The organism is Allobosea sp. (assembly GCF_035944895.1).
Lineage (GTDB): Bacteria > Pseudomonadota > Alphaproteobacteria > Rhizobiales > Beijerinckiaceae > Allobosea.
Genome location: NZ_DASZAT010000002.1, coordinates 1 through 18274, shown reverse-complemented (window position 1 = coordinate 18274; position 18274 = coordinate 1). Strand labels below are relative to the sequence as shown.

Here is an 18274-nt window from a genome sequence, read left to right as displayed (position 1 = left end):
GAGTCTTTCTGCCGTATCCTTGTCGCATCCGGCTGGAAGGCTATGCGGGCGCTGGGGGAGCGGGGCATGCATCTGCGGATGCGTTCAACTTGAGAGAGATTATCATGCTGCTTTCCTTCAAGCGTTTCAGTGCTATCGCCGCGTTGGCGGCTCTGTCCGGCGGTCAGGCTTTCGCCCAGAATCCGGCTGACCAGCTCGCCGCTGCCTATCAGGCGGGCCGCAACCAGCTCGGCGTCATCAGTTACTGTGCCGAGAAGGGTCATGTCGGCGCCGATGTCGTCGAGATCCAGACCAAGGTCCTGGCCTTGATCCCGCTGCCAGCCGACAAGAGCGCTGGCGATGCCGCCGAGGCGCTCGGCAAGAAGGGCACGCTCTCGATGATGGGTGTGACCCAGGATATCGAGGCGGTCTCCAAGGCTCAGGGCAGCACGGCGGCAGCCTTCTGCAAGCAGCTCGGTGACGCGGTGAAACTGGCCGCCTCCTCGCTGCCGAAGTAAGCGCCATCGAGGCCGCTCCTGCCAAAGCCTGGCAGGGCGCCGCTTGACCTCAACCGCACTCGAGGTCGCATAGATCCGGCTCCTGCATCTGCATCTGCATCGAAGGAGCCGGGCATGCCCGATCAGCCGGTCGTCAACATCAGCGTCATAACCCCGAAGCCGGAGTGCTTTGCCGAGTTCATGGAGTTGCAGCTCGCCCAGCACCGTGCCGTCCGCGGCAAGGTCGAGGGTTTGATCGGCGGGCGGCTGTTCCGCTCGCGCGAGAATCGCGACGTCATCCTGGTGACGATGTTCGAATCCGAGGAAGCGGCGCTGCGCTTTGCCCGCGACGAGCGCTTCACCAGCCATCTGGCGCGCGTGCGCCCCTTGCTGGAACGCGCCGTGCCGGGAGCGTATGATGTCGCTTATGAGGTCGGTTCGTTCTGACGAGCCGGCTGCAAGCCTTGCAATTGCGCGCCATCGCGTGTATGGCGCGCCTCATTCCACATGGGAAGCATCACCTCGACACCGAGGCGTTCCGGTGACTGGCCAGTTCATGGCCGGCTCATTCGCTCCCCAGAGGCTCAACCGGAAGGACAAGAATACCATGGCTCTGCCAGATTTCTCCATGCGTCAGCTGCTCGAGGCCGGCGCCCACTTCGGCCACCAGGCTCACCGCTGGAACCCGAAGATGTCGCCGTTCATCTACGGGACCCGCAACAACATCCACATCCTCGACCTGTCGCAGTCGGTGCCGATGCTCTCGCGCGCCCTGCAGGCGGTCAGCGACACCGTCGCCCGCGGCGGCCGCGTCCTCTTCGTCGGCACCAAGCGCCAGGCGCAGGACGCGATCGCCGATGCCGCCAAGCGCTCGGCCCAGTACTATGTCAACTCCCGCTGGCTCGGCGGCATGCTGACCAACTGGAAGACCATCTCGGCCTCGATCCAGCGCCTGCGCAAGGTCGACGAGCTGCTCTCCGGCGGCGGCACCGGCCTGACCAAGAAGGAGCGCCTGATGCTGGCCCGCGAGCGCGACAAGCTCGAGAAGGCGCTCGGCGGCATCAAGGACATGGGCGGCACGCCCGACATGATCTTCGTGATCGACACCAACAAGGAGCAGCTGGCGATCAAGGAGGCTCAGCGCCTCGGCATCCCGGTCGCCGCCATCATCGATTCGAACAGCGATCCGGACGGCATCACCTTCCCGGTCCCGGCCAATGACGACGCCGGCCGCGCCATCCAGCTCTATTGCGACCTCGTTGCCCGCTCGGCCATCGACGGCATCTCGCGCGCTTCGGGCGACCATGGCATCGACCTGGGCGCCGCCGAGGCCCCGATCGTCGAGCCGGCGATCGACGAGCCGCTGGCCGCCGAAGGCCAGGCTCAGGCGTTCGAGCTGCTGACCGGGCCGCGCGGCGCGCCGGACGACTTCATGAAGCTCTCGGGCATGGGCCCGGAGATCGTGCAGAAGCTCAATGACGGCGGCATCTTCCACTTCTGGCAGCTCGCTGCCATGAGCCCGGCGGATGTCACCAAGGTCGATCACGACCTCAAGCTCGCCGGCCGCATCGAGAGCCAGGGCTGGGTCGCCCAGGCGCGCGATCTCGCCGACGCCTGATTGTTCGAGACCGCGGCGCGTCATCGGCGCGTCGCACTTCGAGACCTGATTGAAGCTCAAGCAGCGCCGACGCCGGAAACGGAGCGTCGGCGTTTGCCGATCGAGGCTTCGCTTTTTCGACGATGCGGCGCGCCATCGGGTGAAGGCCGCAAGACAGCAAGGACGACGCAAATGGCTGCGATCACCGCCGGCATGGTGAAGGAACTCCGCGACAAGACCGGCGCGGGCATGATGGACTGCAAGACCGCGCTCTCGGCCACCGACGGCAACATGGAAGCCGCCATCGACTGGCTGCGCGCCAAGGGCCTGTCCAAGGCCGCCAAGAAGGCCGGCCGCGTTGCCGCCGAGGGCCTCGTCGCCGTCGCCGTGCGCGGCCATAGCGGTGTCGTGGTCGAGGTCAACTCCGAGACCGACTTCGTCGCCCGCAACCTCGAATTCCAGGCGCTGGCCCGCACCGTCGCCGATGTCGCGCTCGAACGCGGCGGCGACGTCGAGGCGCTGGCCGCCCATCATTATCCGGGCGGCGGCACCGTCGCGGACGCGATCGCCAACGCCATCGCCACGATCGGCGAGAACATGACGCTGCGCCGTGTCGCGCAGGTCTCGGTTTCGGCCGGCGTGATCGGCTCCTATGTCCATGGCGCAGTCGCCGACGGCCTTGGCAAGATCGGCGTCATCGTCGGCCTGGAGACCAGCGGCAAGGGTGACGAGCTCGCCGCGATGGGCCGGCAGATCGCCATGCACATCGCCGCGACCAACCCGATCGCGCTCGACCTCGCTTCGGTCGATCCGGCGGTGCTGGAGCGCGAGAAGGCGATCCTGGCCGAGAAGAACGCCGGCAAGCCGGAGCATGTGCTCGCCAAGATCGTCGAGAGCGGCCTGAAGAGCTATGCCAAGGAATACTGCCTGCTCGAGCAGGCCTATATCCATGACGGCTCCAAGTCGGTCGGCCAGGTGCTGAAGGAGGCCGAAGGCAAGGTCGGTGGCCCGCTCAAGCTCACCGGTTTTGCCCGTTTCGCGCTCGGCGAGGGCATCGAGAAGGAAGAGACCGACTTCGCTGCCGAGGTCGCGGCGGCCGGCGGCACCACGGGCTGACAAGCCCGTTGATAGGACACAGAAAGGCCGCGCCTCGCGCGGCCTTTTTTGTAAGTAGAGAAGGTCGGCCCGCCGATTCGGCTGGCTGGACGATGTGGCAAGCAGTGGAGAGCCCCGATGAGACCTAAACGCGTTCTCGTGAAGCTCTCCGGCGAAGCCCTTGCCGGACCTCAAGGAAACGGCCTCGACGGCGCTACGCTCACTGCGCTCGCCGCCGATATCGCCCATGCCTCGCGCGAGGGTGTCGAGGTCGGCATCGTCGTCGGCGGTGGCAACTTCTTCCGCGGCGTTCAGGGCCTCACCAAGGGGCTCGACCGCACCAGCGCCGACTCGATCGGCATGCTGGGCACGGTGATGAATGCGCTCGCGCTGGAGCATGCGATCGAGAGCGCCGGCGCCCCGGCGCGCGCCATGTCGGCGGTGCCGATGCCCTCGCTCTGCGAGAGCTATGCCCGCAAGCGGGCACTCGATCATCTCACCAACGGCAAGGTCGTCATCCTCGGCGGTGGTACCGGCAATCCCTATTTCACCACCGATACAGGTGCGGCCTTGCGCGCGGCCGAGCTCGATTGCAGCCATCTCCTGAAGGCGACGCAGGTCGACGGCGTCTATTCGGCCGATCCGAAGAAGGATCCGAGCGCGACCCGCTACGATACGCTGACCCATGAGGACGCGATCAAGCGCGACCTCAAGGTAATGGACACTGCTGCCTTTGCGCTCGCGCGCGACGCGGCGCTCACCATCGTCGTCTTCTCGATCGCGGCGCCCGGCATGCTCGCGGCCGTGCTGCGCGGCGAGGGCAGGGCGACCTACGTCACACCCTGACGGATCAATAATTCGGCCAGTTGCCGGGCGTCATGATCTCGAGCAGATGGCCGTCGGGATCGCGGAAGTAGATGCTCTCGCCGCCGCGATTCCAACGCATGCGGCCTTCGATCTCGACACCGTGCTGCTCGAGCTGGGTCTCCCATGCGGCGAGTTCGGTGGCGTCGACGGCAAAGCAGATGTGCAGCGGGCCATGGCCGTCATGCGGCGGGATGCTGCCGCGCTCCGACATTTGCGTCTCGACCGAGGCGCCGCGCAGGAACAGCAACAGGACGTTCTGGCCGCCGATGTCATAGGCGAACAGCGTCCTGGTCCTGAGCATGGAAGAGAGCCCGAGCGTCCCCTCATAGAACGCGGCGGCGCGGTCGAGATCGTCGACATAGAGCGCGGTTTCGACGATGCGGTTCAGCCGGGGCATCAGCTTGCTCCTTGAGACGGGGGACCTCAGTCCAAGATGGTGTCGATCGGCTCTCGATCGAGGTCGCCGCCGGCTCAGTTGCGTCATTCCGGACAAGCGGCGAAGCCGCGCAGCTCCGGAATCCATCGTAGAGCATAAAGGCTTACGAGGGATTCCGGCGTTCCGCTTCGCTCCAGCCGGAATGACGACTTTGAAGCTGCAGGCAGGAGCTTGTTGGATTTCCCTTGCGGACCAGTCGCGGAAAATGCTGTTGACGCATAAATCCTTGACCCTGCGGCGGCTGCTCGCCATGGTCGCGCGCATTTCCGGCGTTACATTTGCCGGGTTTCGACAAGGTTTTGAAGACGATGGCCCAGACCACTTTCGATCTCGCCGACATCAATCGCCGCATGGACGGCGGCGTGCAGAAGTTCAAGAGCGACCTGGCTTCGCTGCGCACCGGCCGCGCCTCGGCCAATGTGCTCGATCCGATCACGGTCGAGGCCTATGGCGCGCGCACGCCGCTGAGCCAGCTCGCCACCGTCAGCGTGCCCGAGCCGCGCCTGCTCTCGGTCCAGGTCTGGGACCGCAGCATGGTCCAGGCGGTGGAGAAGGCGATCCGCGAATCCGATCTCGGCCTCAACCCCCAGACCGAGGGCCAGGTGCTGCGCATCCGCATTCCCGAGCTCAACGAGCAGCGCCGCAAGGAAATGGTCAAGGTCGCGCATAAATATGCCGAGGAGGCGAAGATCGCCGTCCGGCATGTGCGCCGCGACGGCATGGACCTGATCAAGAAGCTGGAGAAGGACGGGCATATGCCCAAGGACGACGTCAGCAAGCAGACGGATCTGGTCCAGAAGGCGACCGACAAGCATATCGGCGATATCGACCAGGCGCTCGCCGCCAAGGAAAAGGAAATCCTGCACGTCTAAAGTGCGCGACCCGATACCGTCCTGTATCATCGACGCATGAACGTTTGGCCCGGAAGAGGCATTTGATGTCAGACGGCTCGCGCCCGGCAGTTCCCGCCCATGTCGCCATCATCATGGACGGCAATGGCCGCTGGGCGCAGATGCGTGGCCTGCCGCGGCAGGAAGGGCATCGGCGCGGGCTCGAGGCGCTGCGGCGCACGGTGCGCAATGCCGCCGATCTCGGCATCCGGGTCCTGACGCTCTATTCGTTCTCGACCGAGAACTGGCGCCGGCCGATCACCGAGGTCTCCTTCCTGATGGGGCTGCTGCGCCGCTTCGTCGAGAACGACCTCGCCGAGCTGAAGCAGGCCGGCGTGTGCGTGCGGATCATCGGCAACCGCGAGAATCTCCCGCCCGACCTGCGCGCGCTCGTGGAGCGGGCCGAGACGATGACGGCGGGCAATACCGGTCTCACTTTGGTCGTCGCCTTCAACTACGGCTCGCGTGACGAGATCACACGCGTGGCGCGGCGCCTGGCGCAGGAGGCGGCGGCCGGCCGGCTCGCGCCCGAAGCGATCGACGAGACGGTGCTGTCGTCGCATTTCGACACCGGTGCGCTGCCGGATCCGGATTTGGTGATCCGGACCTCGGGCGAGACCCGCATCTCGAATTTCCTGCTCTGGCAGGCGGCCTATGCCGAGTTCATCTTCACGCCGGTGCTCTGGCCGGACTTCGACCGCAAGGCGCTCGAGGATGCCCTCGCCGAGTTCCATAGCCGTGAGCGCCGCTATGGCGGCATCGGTCAGCCGGCCGAAGCCAAGAAGGTGGGCGTCGCGTGAATGTGGCCGGCGCCGGCGCGGGCGCATCCGAACTTCGCCTGCGGGTCATCTCAGCGCTGGTACTCGCCGTGGTGATCCTTGGCGTCACCGTGTTCGGTGGCTGGCCTTTCCGCCTGATCTGGACCGCCGTCGCAGGCGTCGTCGCCTATGAATGGCTTGCCATGGTCAGCCGCAGGAACGCGGTCGCGGTTGGCATCGGCGTTGGGCTGGCCGGGCTCGCGCTGAGCTTCCTGCCGCTGAGCGGCGCAGCGCTCGCGGGCGTGTCGGCCCTGGCGGGATTGGTCGCTGCGATCGCGACGACACAGACCGGCAATCAGCGCCTGCTCGAAGCCTGCGGCGTTGCCTATGCGCTCTGCTTCGCGCTGGTGACGCCGGCGCTGCGCGAGGCGCCCGAGCTCGGGCTCGCCCTGATCATCTGGACCTTCGCAGTGGTCTGGCTCACCGACATCGCCGCCTATTTCACCGGCCGCGCCCTGGGCGGGCCGAAGCTGCTGCCGCGCGTCAGCCCGAAGAAGACCTGGTCGGGCGCGCTCGGCGGCGCCCTGGCGGGAACCCTGTGCGCTACGGCGGTCTGGGCCTGGTTCTTCCCGGGGCTGCCATCGGGCCTCTGGCCGGTGCTCGCCGTCTCGCTCGCCGCCTCCGTCGCGAGCCAGGCCGGCGACCTGTTCGAATCATCGATCAAGCGGCGCTTCGGCACCAAGGATTCGAGCCATCTCATTCCCGGCCATGGCGGCTTCCTCGACCGGCTGGACGGCTACTGGGCCGTGCTGGTGTTCGCCGGCCTGCTGCTTTATCTGGCGCGGTTGGGACACTGAGCACCAGATGCCTCGCACAGTCACCATATTGGGGGCCACCGGCTCCATCGGCCGCTCGACGCGCGCCGTCATCGCCGAGAATCCCGAGCGGCTCCGGGTTGCCGCGCTGGTTGCCGGCAGGGATGCCGTGGGGCTGGCGCGGATTGCCCGCGAGACCGGCGCAAGCTTCGCTGCGATCGCGGACGAAGGGCAGGGCGCAGAGCTCGCCGCGGCGCTGGCCGGCAGCGGCATCCGCCATGGTGCCGGGCGGGCGGCGGTGCTCGAGGCGGTTTCGCTCGATAGCGACATCGTGGTCAGCGCCGTCTCGGGGGCGGCCGGGCTGGAGGCGACCTTTGCGGCGCTGACGCCGGGCCGGGTCGTCGCTCTCGCCAACAAGGAGAGCCTGGTCTGCGCCGGCGCAGCGGTGATGGCGCGGGCAAGCGCCGTCGGTGCCCGCATGCTGCCGCTCGATTCCGAGCACAATGCCCTGTTCCAGGTGCTGGGGGCCGAGCCGATCTCCGCGGTCCGCACGATGACGCTGACCGCCTCGGGCGGGCCGTTCCGGACCTGGCCGGCCGACAGGATCGCGGCCGCCACGCCGGAACAGGCGCTCGCCCATCCGAACTATGCGATGGGCGCCAAGATCACGATCGATTCGGCCAGCATGATGAACAAGGGGCTGGAGCTGATCGAGGCCTCCTTCCTGTTCGGACTGGGCGCCGACCAGCTCGACGTGCTGGTCCATCCGCAGCAGATCGTGCATGGACTCGTCACCTTCCGCGATGGCTCGGTCAGCGCCGGCATGGCCGTGCCTGACATGCGCGTCGCGGCCGCTCATTGCCTCGGCGTCGACGGCAGGCTCGATGCACCGCAAAGCCGTTTCCTCGACCTGGTCGCGGCCGGCCCGCTCGCTTTCGAGCGCCCCGATCTCGACCGCTTCCCGGCATTGCGCCTCGCCATCGCGGCCCTTGCGGAAGGGGGCGCCATGCCGGCCGTGCTGAACGCCGCCAACGAGATCGCCGTCGAGGCCTTCCTCGATCGGCGTATCGCTTTTCCGGCGATTCCCGCCTTGGTCGAGGCTGTCTGCGAGCAATTGGCAGCTGCCTTGCCGACGCCACCTTCCGACGTCAGGGAGGCGCTGGTCGTTGACCAAGATGCGAGAAACCGGACCCGCACGCTCTTGTCCGGGGGCCGCTTCACTGTCACTTAGTGACTGAAGCCGGGAGAGTTTTATGGATATCGTCGGATCGGTCTGGCACGCGGCGAGCTTTCTGCTGGGCTATCTGCTGCCGTTCCTGTTCGTCCTCACCCTCGTCGTGTTCGTGCACGAGCTCGGCCATTTCCTGGTCGGGCGCTGGTGCGGCGTCGATGTGAAGACCTTCTCGATTGGGTTCGGGCGCGAGCTGTTCGGCTTCAACGACCGGCACGGCACACGCTGGCGCTTCGCGCTGATTCCGCTCGGCGGCTACGTCAAGTTCTCCGGCGACGCCGACGCCACAAGCTCGACCACGTCGGATTCGCTCGCCACCATGAGCCGCGAGGAGCACGAACGCTCCTTCCCGGCGCAGTCGATCGCGGAACGTGCGGCGATCGTCGCCGCCGGGCCGATCGCCAATTTCCTGCTCGCCATCCTGATCTTCGGCGGTACGGCCTATTTCCTAGGCAAGCCGGTGCTGGCGCCGCGCGTCGATGCGGTCACCGTGGGCGGAGCCGCGGCGCGCGCCGGCCTTCAGTCGGGTGATCTGATCCAGCTGGTCGATGGCCGCGAGGTGAAGAGCTTCGCCGACCTGCAGCGGGCGATCTCGATTCGCCCCGGCGAAACCTTTCCGGTGACGGTCGAGCGGGGCGGCGCCCCGGTCGTCCTCTCGGTGACGCCCGATCTGGTCGAGACCTCCTCGCCGCTGGGCAAGCAGCGGCTCGGGATCATCGGGGTCCAGGCCTCGGCAAAGCCCGAGGACTGGACGACGCAGCATTTCAGCCTCGGCCAATCCGTGCTGCTCGGCATGAGCGAGACCTGGTTCGTGGTCGAGCGGACCTATGACTACATCGCCAAGCTGATCAAAGGTAAGGAATCGACCGACCAATTGTCGGGGCCGATCCGCATCGCCCAGGTCTCGGGCATAGTGGCCTCCAGCGGCGGGCTCCTGGCGCTGATCAATCTGGCGGCGCTGCTGTCGGTCTCGATCGGGCTGATGAACCTGTTCCCGGTGCCGATGCTCGATGGCGGGCACCTGCTGTTCTATGCGATCGAGGCGCTACGGGGAAAACCCCTGAGCGAGCGCGCGCAGGAGCTCGGATTCCGGGTCGGGCTCGGGCTTGTGCTGATGCTGATGCTGTTCGTGACCTGGAACGACCTCGTCCACGTCCGCTCATTGCTCTGAACCCGTGTCAGTCTCGTGCAAGCCAGCTTGCGCGGGGCTGACATCATTCACGGCCAGGGCCGCCAGCAGTGACGGATTGTGGCTTTTTATGGCCTGTTTTCGTGGGTCGCGCCGGTTTTTCGGCTGGTGCGCGTGACCTACCAGCAACGACCCTCGCAAAAATCTTTTGTTAACGACAATGGCGGTTTGCACCCCGCGGGAAACTTTGTAGAAGCGTTTGGTCTTCAATGTCACCGAGCCTCGCCTGTAGCGGGGCTCCCCGTTCGCGGGGGGGTGACCCAAAGAATGGAATAGGCGACCCGATGACGTCGACGCTTCAGAGCCGGTCCTTGCGCATGCGGCTCTCTCGATCAGTCGGACTTGCGGCCGTCATGGTGGCCGTCAGTGGCGGCGTAGTGTTCGCGCAGTCCGTGATTGTCCAAGGCAACCGTCGTGTCGATGCGGAGACGATCCGCTCCTATGCGACAGGTCAGGGATCGGGCAACCCGCAGGAGATTCGCCAGAGTCTCATGGCGACGGGCCTGTTCTCCAATGTTCAGGTCAGCCGCCGCGGGGCGCAGACCGTCGTCTCCGTCCAGGAGAACGACACGATCAATCGCGTCGCCTTCGAGGGCAATCGTCGCCTGAAGGGTGAGGTGTTGCTCGGCCAGGTCCAGTCCAAGGCGCGTGGTCCGTTGAGCCAGCAGCTCATCGATGCGGACGTCGAGCGCCTCAAGGATGTCTATCGCCGCGCCGGCTATGGCCTCGCCACGATCAGCGGTCGCATCCAGCCGCTGCCGAACGGCCGTTCGGACGTGGTCTTCACCATCTCCGAAAGCGGCAAGACCGGCATCAAGTCGATCAATTTCAGCGGCAATGGCGTCTACTCGTCGTCGCGCCTGCGTGGCTTGATGACCTCGACCGAGTCGAACTTCCTGAGCTGGATCAAGACCTCCGACGTCTATGATCCAGACCGGATCAATTCCGATCTCGAGTTGATTCGTCGCTATTACCTGAAGAACGGCTATGCCGACTTCCGCATCGTTTCGAGCGATGCGCGCTTCGACGATGCGGCTGGCGGTTGGGTCGTCGATGTCGCCATCGATGAAGGTCCGCAATACAAGATCGGCAATGTCGCGGTCGATTCCCGTCTGCGCGACGTCGATCCGGCGGTGCTGGAATCGCTGGTCAACACCTCTGCCGGCGACACCTACAATGCCGAGGCCGTCGAGCGTTCGCTGGTCACCTTGACCACCGAGGTGGCGAAGCGCGGTTATGCCTTTGCGCAGGTCCGCCCGCGCGGCGAGCGTGACGCGGCCGGTCAGCAGATCGGCATCACCTATGTCGTCGAGGAAGGCCCGCGGGTTTATGTCGAGCGCATCAACGTGCGCGGCAATACCCGGACCCGCGACTATGTCGTTCGCCGCGAGCTCGATCTCGGTGAAGGCGATGCCTACAACAAGGTCTTCGTCGATCGCGCCGAGCGTCGCCTGAACAATCTCGGCTTCTTCAACAAGGTCCGCATCACCAACGAGCCAGGCAGCGCGCCTGACCGCGTCATCGTCAATATCGACGTCGAGGACAAGGCGACCGGCTCGTTCTCGATCGCGGGCGGTTACTCGACCTCGGACGGCATTATCGGCGAAGTCTCGCTCTCGGAGTCGAACTTCCTCGGCCGCGGCCAGTTCGTTCGTATCGCCGGCACCATGGGCCAGCGTACCCAGGGTGTCGACTTCTCCTTCACCGAGCCGTATTTCCTCGGCCATCGGATTGCGGCGGGCTTCGACCTCTTCTCGAAGTTCAACGACAACACCAATATCGGCTATTTCGAGAGCCGGGTGACCGGCGGCCAGGTCCGCTTCTCCTTCCCGATCACGGAAGAGTTCTCGATCACGCCGCGCTATTCGATCTACACGACCGAGATCAAGATCCCGAATACGACCTCGAAGCCGTATAACGACTGCTCGCTTCCGCTCGACGGAATCACCCCCGGGTACGGTTCTTCGTCGGCTGCGTCGAACACCTTCAACTGCTTGACGAACGGCGAAGCGACCGTCGCGGTCAAGGAGGCCCAGGGCACGACGCTGACCTCGCTGGTCGGCCTGAACTTCAACTACAACTCGCTCGACAACTACCAGAACCCGCGCAACGGCTTCGTCGCCGAGATCAAGCCGGAGTTCGCGGGCGTCGGCGGCGATTCGAAGTTCCTGCGCGTCAGCGCGGATGCGCGTTACTACAAGGAGTTCCTCGAGGACTTCGTCGGTATCGTTCGTGTCCAGGGTGGTCACGTGCAGGCGACCAGTGGCGATCTGCGCATGATCGACCACTACTTCCTCGGACCGACGCTGGTGCGCGGCTTTGCGCCGTCCGGCATCGGCCCGCGCGACACGCTCAACGACCCGACCGGCAACGCGCTCGGCGGCACCACCTATTTCGGCGGCTCGCTCGAAGTGCAGTTCCCGATCTTCGGCCTGCCGCGTGACCTTGGCCTGAAGGGTGCGGTCTTCGCCGATGCCGGTACGCTGTTCAACTATGACGGTGGCTCGAAGTCGGTGACGAACCCCAACTTCGGTGCCTGCCCGGCCGGCTCGGAGGCGCGGCAGTTCAACGTTTCGATCCAGTCCGGCTATCAGAGCAACGTGGCCTGCGTGCGTGACAAGAACGTCATCCGCTCGTCGGTCGGCGTCAGCTTGCTCTGGCAGTCGCCGCTCGGTCCGATCCGTTTCGACTACGCTTATGCGTTGTCGAAGGATGACGGCCAGATCGGTACGGCAGTCCTCCCGAACGGCCAGACCATCACCGGCAAGTTCGGCGGCGACCGGGTCCAGGCTTTCCGCTTCTCGGGCGGCGCCCGCTTCTGACCGGTGGGGCGCTCCCGCGCCCCACAACGGACCAACTTATGGCAGATCCCAATTTCTTTCCGATCGCGACCTCGCTGTCCTTCAGCGAGGTCGCTTCCTTGTCGGGTGTCGCCTTGCCCGAAGGCGTCGATCCCGAGCGCCGGATCGAGGGCATTGCGCCACTCGAAACGGCGGGTGGCAGCGATGCCGCCTATATGGACAACCCGAAATATGTCGCGGCGCTGACCGGGACGGCGGCCGGACTCTGCTTCGTCTCCCAGCGCTTCGCCGATCGGGTGCCGGCCGGCACCGTCGCGCTGGTTACGCCGACGCCCTACCATGTCTTCGCCAAGCTGCTGTCGACCTTCCACCCGCAGGCGCTGCGGCCGGGCTCGATGTTCGGCTCGGCCGGTGTCGCTCCTGGCGCCTTCGTGCACGCGACGGCACGGCTCGAAGCCGATGTCTCGGTCGATCCCGGCGCGGTGATCGGCCCGGGCGCGGAGATCGGCGCCGGCACGGTGATCGGCCCGGGCGCCGTCATCGGCCCGCAGGTCCGGATCGGGCGGCAATGCTCGGTCGGTGCCGGCGTGGCGCTGCAGGCGGCCTTGATCGGCAACCGTGTCATCATCCATCCGGGCGCACGGATCGGCCAGGACGGCTTTGGCTTCGCCATGAGCCCGAAAGGGCATATGAAGGTGCCGCAGGTCGGCCGCGTCATTATTCAGGATGATGTCGAGATCGGCGCCAATACGACGATCGATCGCGGCGCCAGCCGGGACACGGTGATCGGCGAGGGCACCAAGATCGATAACCTCGTGCAGATCGGGCACAACTGCGTGGTCGGCCGCCACTGCGTGATCTGCGCCCAGGTCGGCATGGCCGGGTCCAGCACGCTCGAGGATTTCGCCGTGCTTGGCGGGCAGGTCGGACTGGCGGGCCATCTGACCGTCGGCATGGGCGCGCAGATCGCGGCCCAAAGCGGCGTCGCCGGCGATGTTCCGCGCGGGGCGCGCTATGGCGGCTATCCGGCGCAGCCGGCTCTGGGCTGGGCGCGCGAGGCTGCCTTGCTCAAGCAACTCGTGGCCAAGCGTGGCAAAGGGCCGAGCGGCGGCGAAAACGCTTGATCTCGCGCCGACTTCCGGCAAAAGCAGCTTTGTATGACAGGTGACGTGCTTTCAGCGCGGGGCGCAGGGCGTTCGAGGAGAAACGACACGATGACGGATGCGACCAAAGCGCTCGGCGTGGCCGATATCCAGAAGATCATGGCCTGCATCCCGCATCGCTATCCGTTCCTGCTGGTTGACAAGGTCGTCGAGATCGACGGGGACGCATCCGGCGTCGGCATCAAGAACGTCACCTTCAACGAGCCCCAGTTCACCGGGCATTTCCCCGGCCGCCCGGTCTTCCCCGGCGTGCTGATGATCGAGGCGATGGCGCAGACGGCGGGCGTGCTCGTCGTCAGCGCGCGCGGCAGCGACGATCTTGCGGTCACGACCGTGCTGTTCACCACCATCGACAAGGCGAAGTTCCGCAAGCCGGTCGTTCCCGGCGACACGCTGCGCTTCCACCTGACCAAGCTGGCGCATAAGCGCAATATCTGGTTCTACCGCGGCGAGGCCAAGGTCGACGGCGTGCTTGTCGCGGAGGCCGAGCTGTCGGCCATGGTCGTGTGAGCCGAAGGACCGCGATGCACGCTCCCGCTTCCGACCAGCCGCAGGATTCCGCCATGAGCACCTCGATCCATCCGATGGCGATCGTCGACCCGTCCGCCAAGCTCGGAGCGGGCGTCAAGATTGGCCCGTTCTGCACGGTCGGTCCCGATGTCGCCCTCGGTGACGGCGTCGAGCTGATCAGCCATGTCGTCGTGGCCGGGCGTACGACGATCGGGCCGCGCACCAAGATCTATCCCTTCGCCTCGATCGGCCACCCGCCCCAGGATCTGAAGTACAAGGGCGAGCCGTCGACCCTGGCGATCGGAGCCGATTGCGTGATCCGCGAAGGCGTCACGATGAATCCCGGTACCGAGGGCGGCGGCATGAAGACCGTCATCGGCGATCGCGGCCTGTTCCTGGCCAACTCGCATGTCGGCCATGACAGCGTCATCGGCAACAACGTCATCTTCTCGAACAACGTCATGTGCGCCGGGCACGTCACGGTCGGCGATTTCGTCATCGTCAGCGGTGGCACCGGGCTGCAGCAGTTCGTTCGGATCGGCGATCACGCCTTCATCGGCGGCGGCTCGGGTGTCCTGCTCGACGTCATCCCGTTCGGGATGGTGCGCGACAATCCGGCCCATCTCGCCGGGCTCAATCTTGTCGGCCTCAGGCGGCGCGGGTTCTCGCGCGAGCAGATCCATGAGCTTCGCCGGGCGTATCGCCTGCTCTTCGCCGACGAAGGCACGCTCTCGGAGCGGGTCGAAGACGTCGCCACCGAGTTTGCCGAGCATCCGCTGATCCACGAGATCCTCGACTTCATCCGCGCTGGCGGCGATCGGGGAATTTCGGTACCGCGCGACGTGAACGCGCCCGAGCGGTGAGCACAAAGGCGGCCGACGCGGCAGGACGGCCGCAGGGGCGGCGTATCGCCGTCCTGGCCGGCCGCGGCGACTATCCGGTGCGGGTCGCGGGCGCAGCCGCGGCGCAGGGCGCCAGCGTCTATGTCGCCGTGCTCACCGGCGCGGGCGATCCGGCCGACTATGCCGCCTACGACGCCAGGGAATACCGGCTTGGCCAGCTGGGGCGCTTCCTCGACGAGATCAAGCGTCGCGAGATCGACGAGATCGTCATGGTCGGCGCCCTGCCACGGCCGAGCTTCGGCTCGCTGGCGCCGGAATTGTCGACGCTGAAATACCTGCCGCATTTCGCCCGTGCCTTCCAGGGCGGCGACGACCATTTGCTGCGCGGCGTCGTCTCCTTCTTCGAGGGGCAGGGGCTGCGCGTCGTCGGGCCGGCCGAGCTCGCGCCCGATCTCGTTGCGCCGGTCGGAGCGCTCGGGCGTCACAAGCCATCCGCCGTCGCGCGCGAGGCGATCGCGACCGGCTTCAACCTGCTCGCGACGCTCTCGCCCTTCGATATCGGGCAGGCAGCGATCGTCGCCGACCATCGCGTCGTCGCGGTCGAGGCGGCCGAAGGCACCGACGCGATGATCGAGCGCGTCGCCGGCCTCGTCCAGGCGGGGCGCCTCAAGCCCGGCAAGGGCGACGGCGTGCTGGTCAAGGCGCCCAAGCTCGGGCAGGACCTCAGGGTCGACATGCCGGCGATCGGCCCGGAAACCGTGGCGCGTGTCGCCGCAGCCGGCCTAGCCGGCATAGCGGTCAAGGCCGGCAGCGTGCTGATCGGCGATCGCGAGCGGCTGGCGACGCTGGCTGATGCCTCGGGCCTGTTCATCGAGGGCGTGGCGTGACCCGGCCGTTCAGGCTGTTCATCGTCGCCGGCGAAGCCTCCGGCGATGCGCTCGGGGCACGCTTCGTGGCGCGGCTGCGCGACGTTCTGGGCGATCGGCCGCTCGAATTGTCGGGTATCGGCGGCGAGGCCCTGATCGCGGAGGGGCTTCACAGCGCCTTTCCGCAGGAAGACATCGCCGTGATGGGTTTCGGCCCGGTGGTGGCACGCCTGCCGCTGCTGTTGCGCCGGATGGCGGACGCGGCGCGCGCCGCAGCCGCCTTCAAGCCCGATCTCCTGCTCACCATCGATGCGCCCGATTTCAGCCTGCGTGTCGCGAGGAAGGTGAGGCGGCTCGCCCCGGCCGTACCGATCGCGCACTGGGTCTGCCCGAGCGTCTGGGCCTGGCGGCAGGGCCGGGCCAGGCGGATGAAGCCGCATGTCGACCGCATCCTGGCGCTCTTGCCGTTCGAGCCGGCAGCGCTCGAGCGGCTTGGTGGGCCGGAAACCGTCTATGTCGGCCATCCGCTGATCGAGCGGCTGCAAGAATATCGCCCGGGACCGGACGAGGCCGCGCGCCGCTCCGAGACGGACGCTCCGACCATCCTGGTCCTGCCAGGCAGCCGGCGTTCCGAGATCCGGCATCTGCTGCCGCCCTTCGGCGAAGCGGTTGCTTTGGTCGCCAAGCAGTTGCCGCGGGCTCGCTTCGTGCTGCCCGCCGTACCGCGTCTGGTCGAAGCGATCACTCAGCTCACCGCCGATTGGCGGGGCAAGCCGGAGATCGTGACGGGCGAGACGGCCAAGCTCGCGGCCTTTCGCGAGGCGAGAGCTGCCCTGGCCGCCTCGGGCACCGTGACGCTTGAACTGGCATTGGCGCAGGTGCCGACCGTCGCGGCCTATCGTGGCGCGGCCTGGGAGGCCGCGCTGGCGCGGCGCCTGATCAAGCTGCCGAGCGTGATCCTGCCGAATCTGATCATCGGCGAGAGCGTGGTACCGGAATTCATCCAGGACGAGGCCTCGCCGCAGGCCCTGGCCGGGGCGCTTCTCGCCGCGATCGCCGATGGCCCGGCCCGCCAGCGCCAGCTCGACGGGTTCGCGAGCGTCGAGCAGAGCATGCGCAGTGCAGGACCGAGCCCGGCGGCGAACGCCGTCGATGCGGCGCTCGCTCTCCTTCGGGAGCCGACAGGCAGGTCTATCTCATAGTTGGAGTCGGATCCGACTCCAGCGGCCTCTTACTCGACGACGGCGCCCGACGCCTTGGCGATCGGGGCCCATTTCGCCAGCTCGGCCTTGACGTGTTCGCCGAGCGCCTCCGGCGTCGAACCGACGATCACCGCGCTGACGTCCTCGAGGCGCTGCTTCACATTGGCATCCTTGAGCGAGTCGTTGGCGGCGGCGTTGATCTTGTCGACCACCGGGCGCGGCATGTTGGCCGGCCCGAACAGCGCGTTCCAGGTATAGGTCTCGTAGCCGGCGAGCCCGCCTTCGGCGATGGTCGGCAGGTCCGGGAAGGAGGAGACGCGCTCCTTGGTGGTGACGCCGATGGCGCGCAACTGGCCGCTGCGGATGAACTGGGCCGAGGAGGGCAGGTTGTCGAACATGATCGGTACGGCGCCGGAGACGACGTCGTTGAGCGCCGGGCCCGCACCACGATAGGGCACATGGTTCATGCTGACGCCGCCGAGCGACTTGAACAGCTCGCCGGAGAGGTGCAGCGGCGTGCCGACGCCCGAGGAGGCGTAGGAGTACTTGCCCGGATTGTCCTTCAGCAGCTTCAGCACCTCCGGCACGGTCTTGGCCGGGAAGCTCGGATGCACGACCATGACGTTCGGCACCACCGCGAGCAGCGAGATCGGGGTGAAATCCTTGATCGCGTCGAAAGTGACGGTCTTCAGGATCGCCGGGTTCAATGCATGGGTCGAGATCGTGCCCAGCAGCAGGGTGTAGCCATCAGGCGTGGCACGGGCGACCGCGGTCGAGCCGATATTGCCGCCGGCGCCGGCGCGGTTGTCGATCACCAGCGACTGGCCGAGCAGTTCGCCCATCTTCTGGCCGACGAGGCGCGCGACGATGTCGGTCGAGCCGCCGGCAGCGAAGGGCACGATCAGCGAGATCGGCCGCGTCGGGAATTGCGCCTGGGCGTAGGCTGAACCGGCGACGCCGGCGAAGGGCAGGGCAGTGGCACCGGCGAGGAAGCCGCGGCGGCTGAGGCCTTCTGCATTCGACATGAGCGATGAACCTTTCTTGCGGGGCGGCGACTGTAGCGCGCTTGGCGCAATGGTCATCTGCGTTTGATGCATCAATCACTGGAAACAATAAAGGCCGCGACGGGGTTCCGTCGCGGCCTTGTTTGTTTCAACGCAGCGCTGTTCAGCGACGGCCGATCGGCGTGTAATCGCGCTTCGGCGAGCCGGTGTAGAGCTGACGCGGGCGGCCGATGCGCTGGGACGGATCCTCGATCATCTCCTTCCACTGCGCGATCCAGCCGACGGTGCGCGCGAGCGCGAACAGCACGGTGAACATCGACGTCGGGAAGCCCATCGCCTTGAGGGTAATGCCCGAATAGAAGTCGATGTTCGGATAGAGCTTCTTCTCGACGAAGTACTCGTCGTGCAGGGCGATGCGCTCGAGCTCCATGGCGACGTCGAGCAGCGGATCGTCCTTGACGCCGAGCTCGGCCAGGACCTCATGCGTCGTCTTCTGCATGATCTTGGCGCGCGGATCGTAGTTCTTGTAGAC

20 protein-coding genes are annotated in these 18274 nt (G+C 66.5%); 16 read left to right on the top strand and 4 right to left on the bottom strand.

All coding sequences use genetic code 11. From position 1 onward, the window contains the following. Positions 1-104: 104 nt before the first annotated feature. The 5 genes from VGV58_RS00330 (at position 105) to pyrH (ending at position 4014) form a co-directional block, all read left to right on the top strand. Complete coding sequence (locus VGV58_RS00330; RefSeq protein ID WP_326871969.1) at positions 105-497, top strand: pore-forming ESAT-6 family protein; 393 nt, start codon at positions 105-107, stop codon at positions 495-497. A gap of 114 nt (positions 498-611) precedes the next feature. Beyond that, positions 612-923: a putative quinol monooxygenase gene (locus VGV58_RS00325; RefSeq protein ID WP_326871968.1), complete on the top strand. Its 312-nt coding sequence runs from the start codon at positions 612-614 to the stop codon at positions 921-923. Positions 924-1083: 160 nt separating this feature from the next. Beyond that, on the top strand, positions 1084-2094 hold the full coding sequence (locus tag VGV58_RS00320) for a 30S ribosomal protein S2 (RefSeq protein WP_326871967.1): 1011 nt from the start codon (positions 1084-1086) through the stop codon (positions 2092-2094). Between the two features lie 171 nt (positions 2095-2265). Beyond that, positions 2266-3189, top strand: a complete 924-nt coding sequence (tsf, locus tag VGV58_RS00315; RefSeq protein WP_326871966.1) for a translation elongation factor Ts — start codon at positions 2266-2268, stop codon at positions 3187-3189. Positions 3190-3306: 117 nt separating this feature from the next. Next, positions 3307-4014 (top strand): UMP kinase, encoded by a 708-nt coding sequence (gene pyrH / locus VGV58_RS00310; protein WP_326871965.1) that lies wholly within the window; start codon positions 3307-3309, stop codon positions 4012-4014. A gap of 4 nt (positions 4015-4018) precedes the next feature. Here the strand turns inward: pyrH and VGV58_RS00305 are convergent, their stop codons facing one another. Next, entirely contained in the window at positions 4019-4432 is a 414-nt protein-coding gene (locus VGV58_RS00305; protein ID WP_326871964.1) for a VOC family protein, read from the bottom strand. 347 nt (positions 4433-4779) lie between these two features. On the opposite strand from VGV58_RS00305, the gene frr reads away from it, so the two are divergent. The 5 genes from frr to rseP all read left to right on the top strand — a co-directional run bounded on the left by frr (position 4780) and on the right by rseP (position 9336). Continuing rightward, positions 4780-5343, top strand: a complete 564-nt coding sequence (frr, locus tag VGV58_RS00300; RefSeq protein ID WP_326871963.1) for a ribosome recycling factor — start codon at positions 4780-4782, stop codon at positions 5341-5343. A gap of 65 nt (positions 5344-5408) precedes the next feature. Continuing rightward, on the top strand, positions 5409-6161 hold the full coding sequence (locus VGV58_RS00295; RefSeq protein WP_326871962.1) for an isoprenyl transferase: 753 nt from the start codon (positions 5409-5411) through the stop codon (positions 6159-6161). Further along, positions 6158-6976 carry a phosphatidate cytidylyltransferase gene (locus VGV58_RS00290; protein ID WP_326871961.1) on the top strand — a complete coding sequence of 273 codons (819 nt, stop codon included), beginning with the start codon at positions 6158-6160 and terminating at the stop codon, positions 6974-6976. Before VGV58_RS00295 ends, VGV58_RS00290 begins: the two co-directional genes overlap by 4 nt. 7 nt (positions 6977-6983) lie before the next feature. Beyond that, positions 6984-8165 carry a 1-deoxy-D-xylulose-5-phosphate reductoisomerase gene (gene dxr, locus VGV58_RS00285; protein WP_326871960.1) on the top strand — a complete coding sequence of 394 codons (1182 nt, stop codon included), beginning with the start codon at positions 6984-6986 and terminating at the stop codon, positions 8163-8165. Between the two features lie 22 nt (positions 8166-8187). Continuing rightward, positions 8188-9336, top strand: coding sequence for an RIP metalloprotease RseP (rseP, locus tag VGV58_RS00280; RefSeq protein WP_326871959.1), 1149 nt, complete (start codon positions 8188-8190; stop codon positions 9334-9336). Here rseP and VGV58_RS00275 read toward each other — a convergent pair. Then, entirely contained in the window at positions 9325-9570 is a 246-nt protein-coding gene (locus VGV58_RS00275; RefSeq protein ID WP_326871958.1) for a hypothetical protein, read from the bottom strand. The two genes, rseP and VGV58_RS00275, sit on opposite strands and share 12 nt — an antisense overlap. Positions 9571-9707: 137 nt before the next feature. Between VGV58_RS00275 and bamA the strand changes: the two genes are divergently transcribed. The 6 genes from bamA (at position 9708) to lpxB (ending at position 16738) form a co-directional block, all read left to right on the top strand. Next, complete coding sequence (gene bamA, locus VGV58_RS00270; protein WP_326871957.1) at positions 9708-12176, top strand: outer membrane protein assembly factor BamA; 2469 nt, start codon at positions 9708-9710, stop codon at positions 12174-12176. A 38-nt stretch (positions 12177-12214) separates the two neighbouring features. After that, positions 12215-13279 carry a UDP-3-O-(3-hydroxymyristoyl)glucosamine N-acyltransferase gene (gene lpxD, locus VGV58_RS00265; protein WP_326871956.1) on the top strand — a complete coding sequence of 355 codons (1065 nt, stop codon included), beginning with the start codon at positions 12215-12217 and terminating at the stop codon, positions 13277-13279. Between the two features lie 90 nt (positions 13280-13369). Beyond that, on the top strand, positions 13370-13828 hold the full coding sequence (gene fabZ, locus VGV58_RS00260) for a 3-hydroxyacyl-ACP dehydratase FabZ (protein ID WP_126111210.1): 459 nt from the start codon (positions 13370-13372) through the stop codon (positions 13826-13828). A gap of 53 nt (positions 13829-13881) precedes the next feature. Beyond that, positions 13882-14691 (top strand): acyl-ACP--UDP-N-acetylglucosamine O-acyltransferase, encoded by an 810-nt coding sequence (gene lpxA / locus VGV58_RS00255; RefSeq protein ID WP_326871955.1) that lies wholly within the window; start codon positions 13882-13884, stop codon positions 14689-14691. Next, positions 14688-15557: an LpxI family protein gene (locus VGV58_RS00250; RefSeq protein ID WP_326871954.1), complete on the top strand. Its 870-nt coding sequence runs from the start codon at positions 14688-14690 to the stop codon at positions 15555-15557. Before lpxA ends, VGV58_RS00250 begins: the two co-directional genes overlap by 4 nt. Beyond that, positions 15554-16738 (top strand): lipid-A-disaccharide synthase, encoded by a 1185-nt coding sequence (gene lpxB, locus VGV58_RS00245; protein ID WP_326871953.1) that lies wholly within the window; start codon positions 15554-15556, stop codon positions 16736-16738. Before VGV58_RS00250 ends, lpxB begins: the two co-directional genes overlap by 4 nt. 29 nt (positions 16739-16767) lie before the next feature. Here the strand turns inward: lpxB and VGV58_RS00240 are convergent, their stop codons facing one another. Both VGV58_RS00240 and VGV58_RS00235 read right to left on the bottom strand, forming a co-directional pair. Continuing rightward, the gene (locus VGV58_RS00240) at positions 16768-17763 is read right to left on the bottom strand and encodes a Bug family tripartite tricarboxylate transporter substrate binding protein (protein WP_326871952.1); all 996 of its coding nucleotides are present in this window, start codon (positions 17761-17763) and stop codon (positions 16768-16770) included. Positions 17764-17905: 142 nt separating this feature from the next. Continuing rightward, positions 17906-18274, bottom strand: a 369-nt coding sequence (locus tag VGV58_RS00235) for a citrate/2-methylcitrate synthase (protein ID WP_326871951.1), incomplete at its 5' end; no start/stop codon positions are given.

Bases quoted from the DNA above. Each gene is read 5' to 3' on its own strand.
- tsf (WP_326871966.1), top strand. From the start codon at position 2,266: ATGGCTGCGATCACCGCCGGCATGGTGAAGGAACTCCGCGACAAGACC.
- VGV58_RS00305 (WP_326871964.1), bottom strand. From the start codon at position 4,432: ATGCCCCGGCTGAACCGCATCGTCGAAACCGCGCTCTATGTCGACGAT.
- VGV58_RS00240 (WP_326871952.1), bottom strand. From the start codon at position 17,763: ATGTCGAATGCAGAAGGCCTCAGCCGCCGCGGCTTCCTCGCCGGTGCC.
- dxr (WP_326871960.1), top strand. From the start codon at position 6,984: ATGCCTCGCACAGTCACCATATTGGGGGCCACCGGCTCCATCGGCCGC.
- bamA (WP_326871957.1), top strand. From the start codon at position 9,708: ATGGTGGCCGTCAGTGGCGGCGTAGTGTTCGCGCAGTCCGTGATTGTC.
- rseP (WP_326871959.1), top strand. From the start codon at position 8,188: ATGGATATCGTCGGATCGGTCTGGCACGCGGCGAGCTTTCTGCTGGGC.
- VGV58_RS00295 (WP_326871962.1), top strand. From the start codon at position 5,409: ATGTCAGACGGCTCGCGCCCGGCAGTTCCCGCCCATGTCGCCATCATC.
- VGV58_RS00325 (WP_326871968.1), top strand. From the start codon at position 612: ATGCCCGATCAGCCGGTCGTCAACATCAGCGTCATAACCCCGAAGCCG.
- lpxA (WP_326871955.1), top strand. From the start codon at position 13,882: ATGAGCACCTCGATCCATCCGATGGCGATCGTCGACCCGTCCGCCAAG.
- fabZ (WP_126111210.1), top strand. From the start codon at position 13,370: ATGACGGATGCGACCAAAGCGCTCGGCGTGGCCGATATCCAGAAGATC.
- frr (WP_326871963.1), top strand. From the start codon at position 4,780: ATGGCCCAGACCACTTTCGATCTCGCCGACATCAATCGCCGCATGGAC.
- VGV58_RS00330 (WP_326871969.1), top strand. From the start codon at position 105: ATGCTGCTTTCCTTCAAGCGTTTCAGTGCTATCGCCGCGTTGGCGGCT.
- lpxD (WP_326871956.1), top strand. From the start codon at position 12,215: ATGGCAGATCCCAATTTCTTTCCGATCGCGACCTCGCTGTCCTTCAGC.
- VGV58_RS00320 (WP_326871967.1), top strand. From the start codon at position 1,084: ATGGCTCTGCCAGATTTCTCCATGCGTCAGCTGCTCGAGGCCGGCGCC.
- pyrH (WP_326871965.1), top strand. From the start codon at position 3,307: ATGAGACCTAAACGCGTTCTCGTGAAGCTCTCCGGCGAAGCCCTTGCC.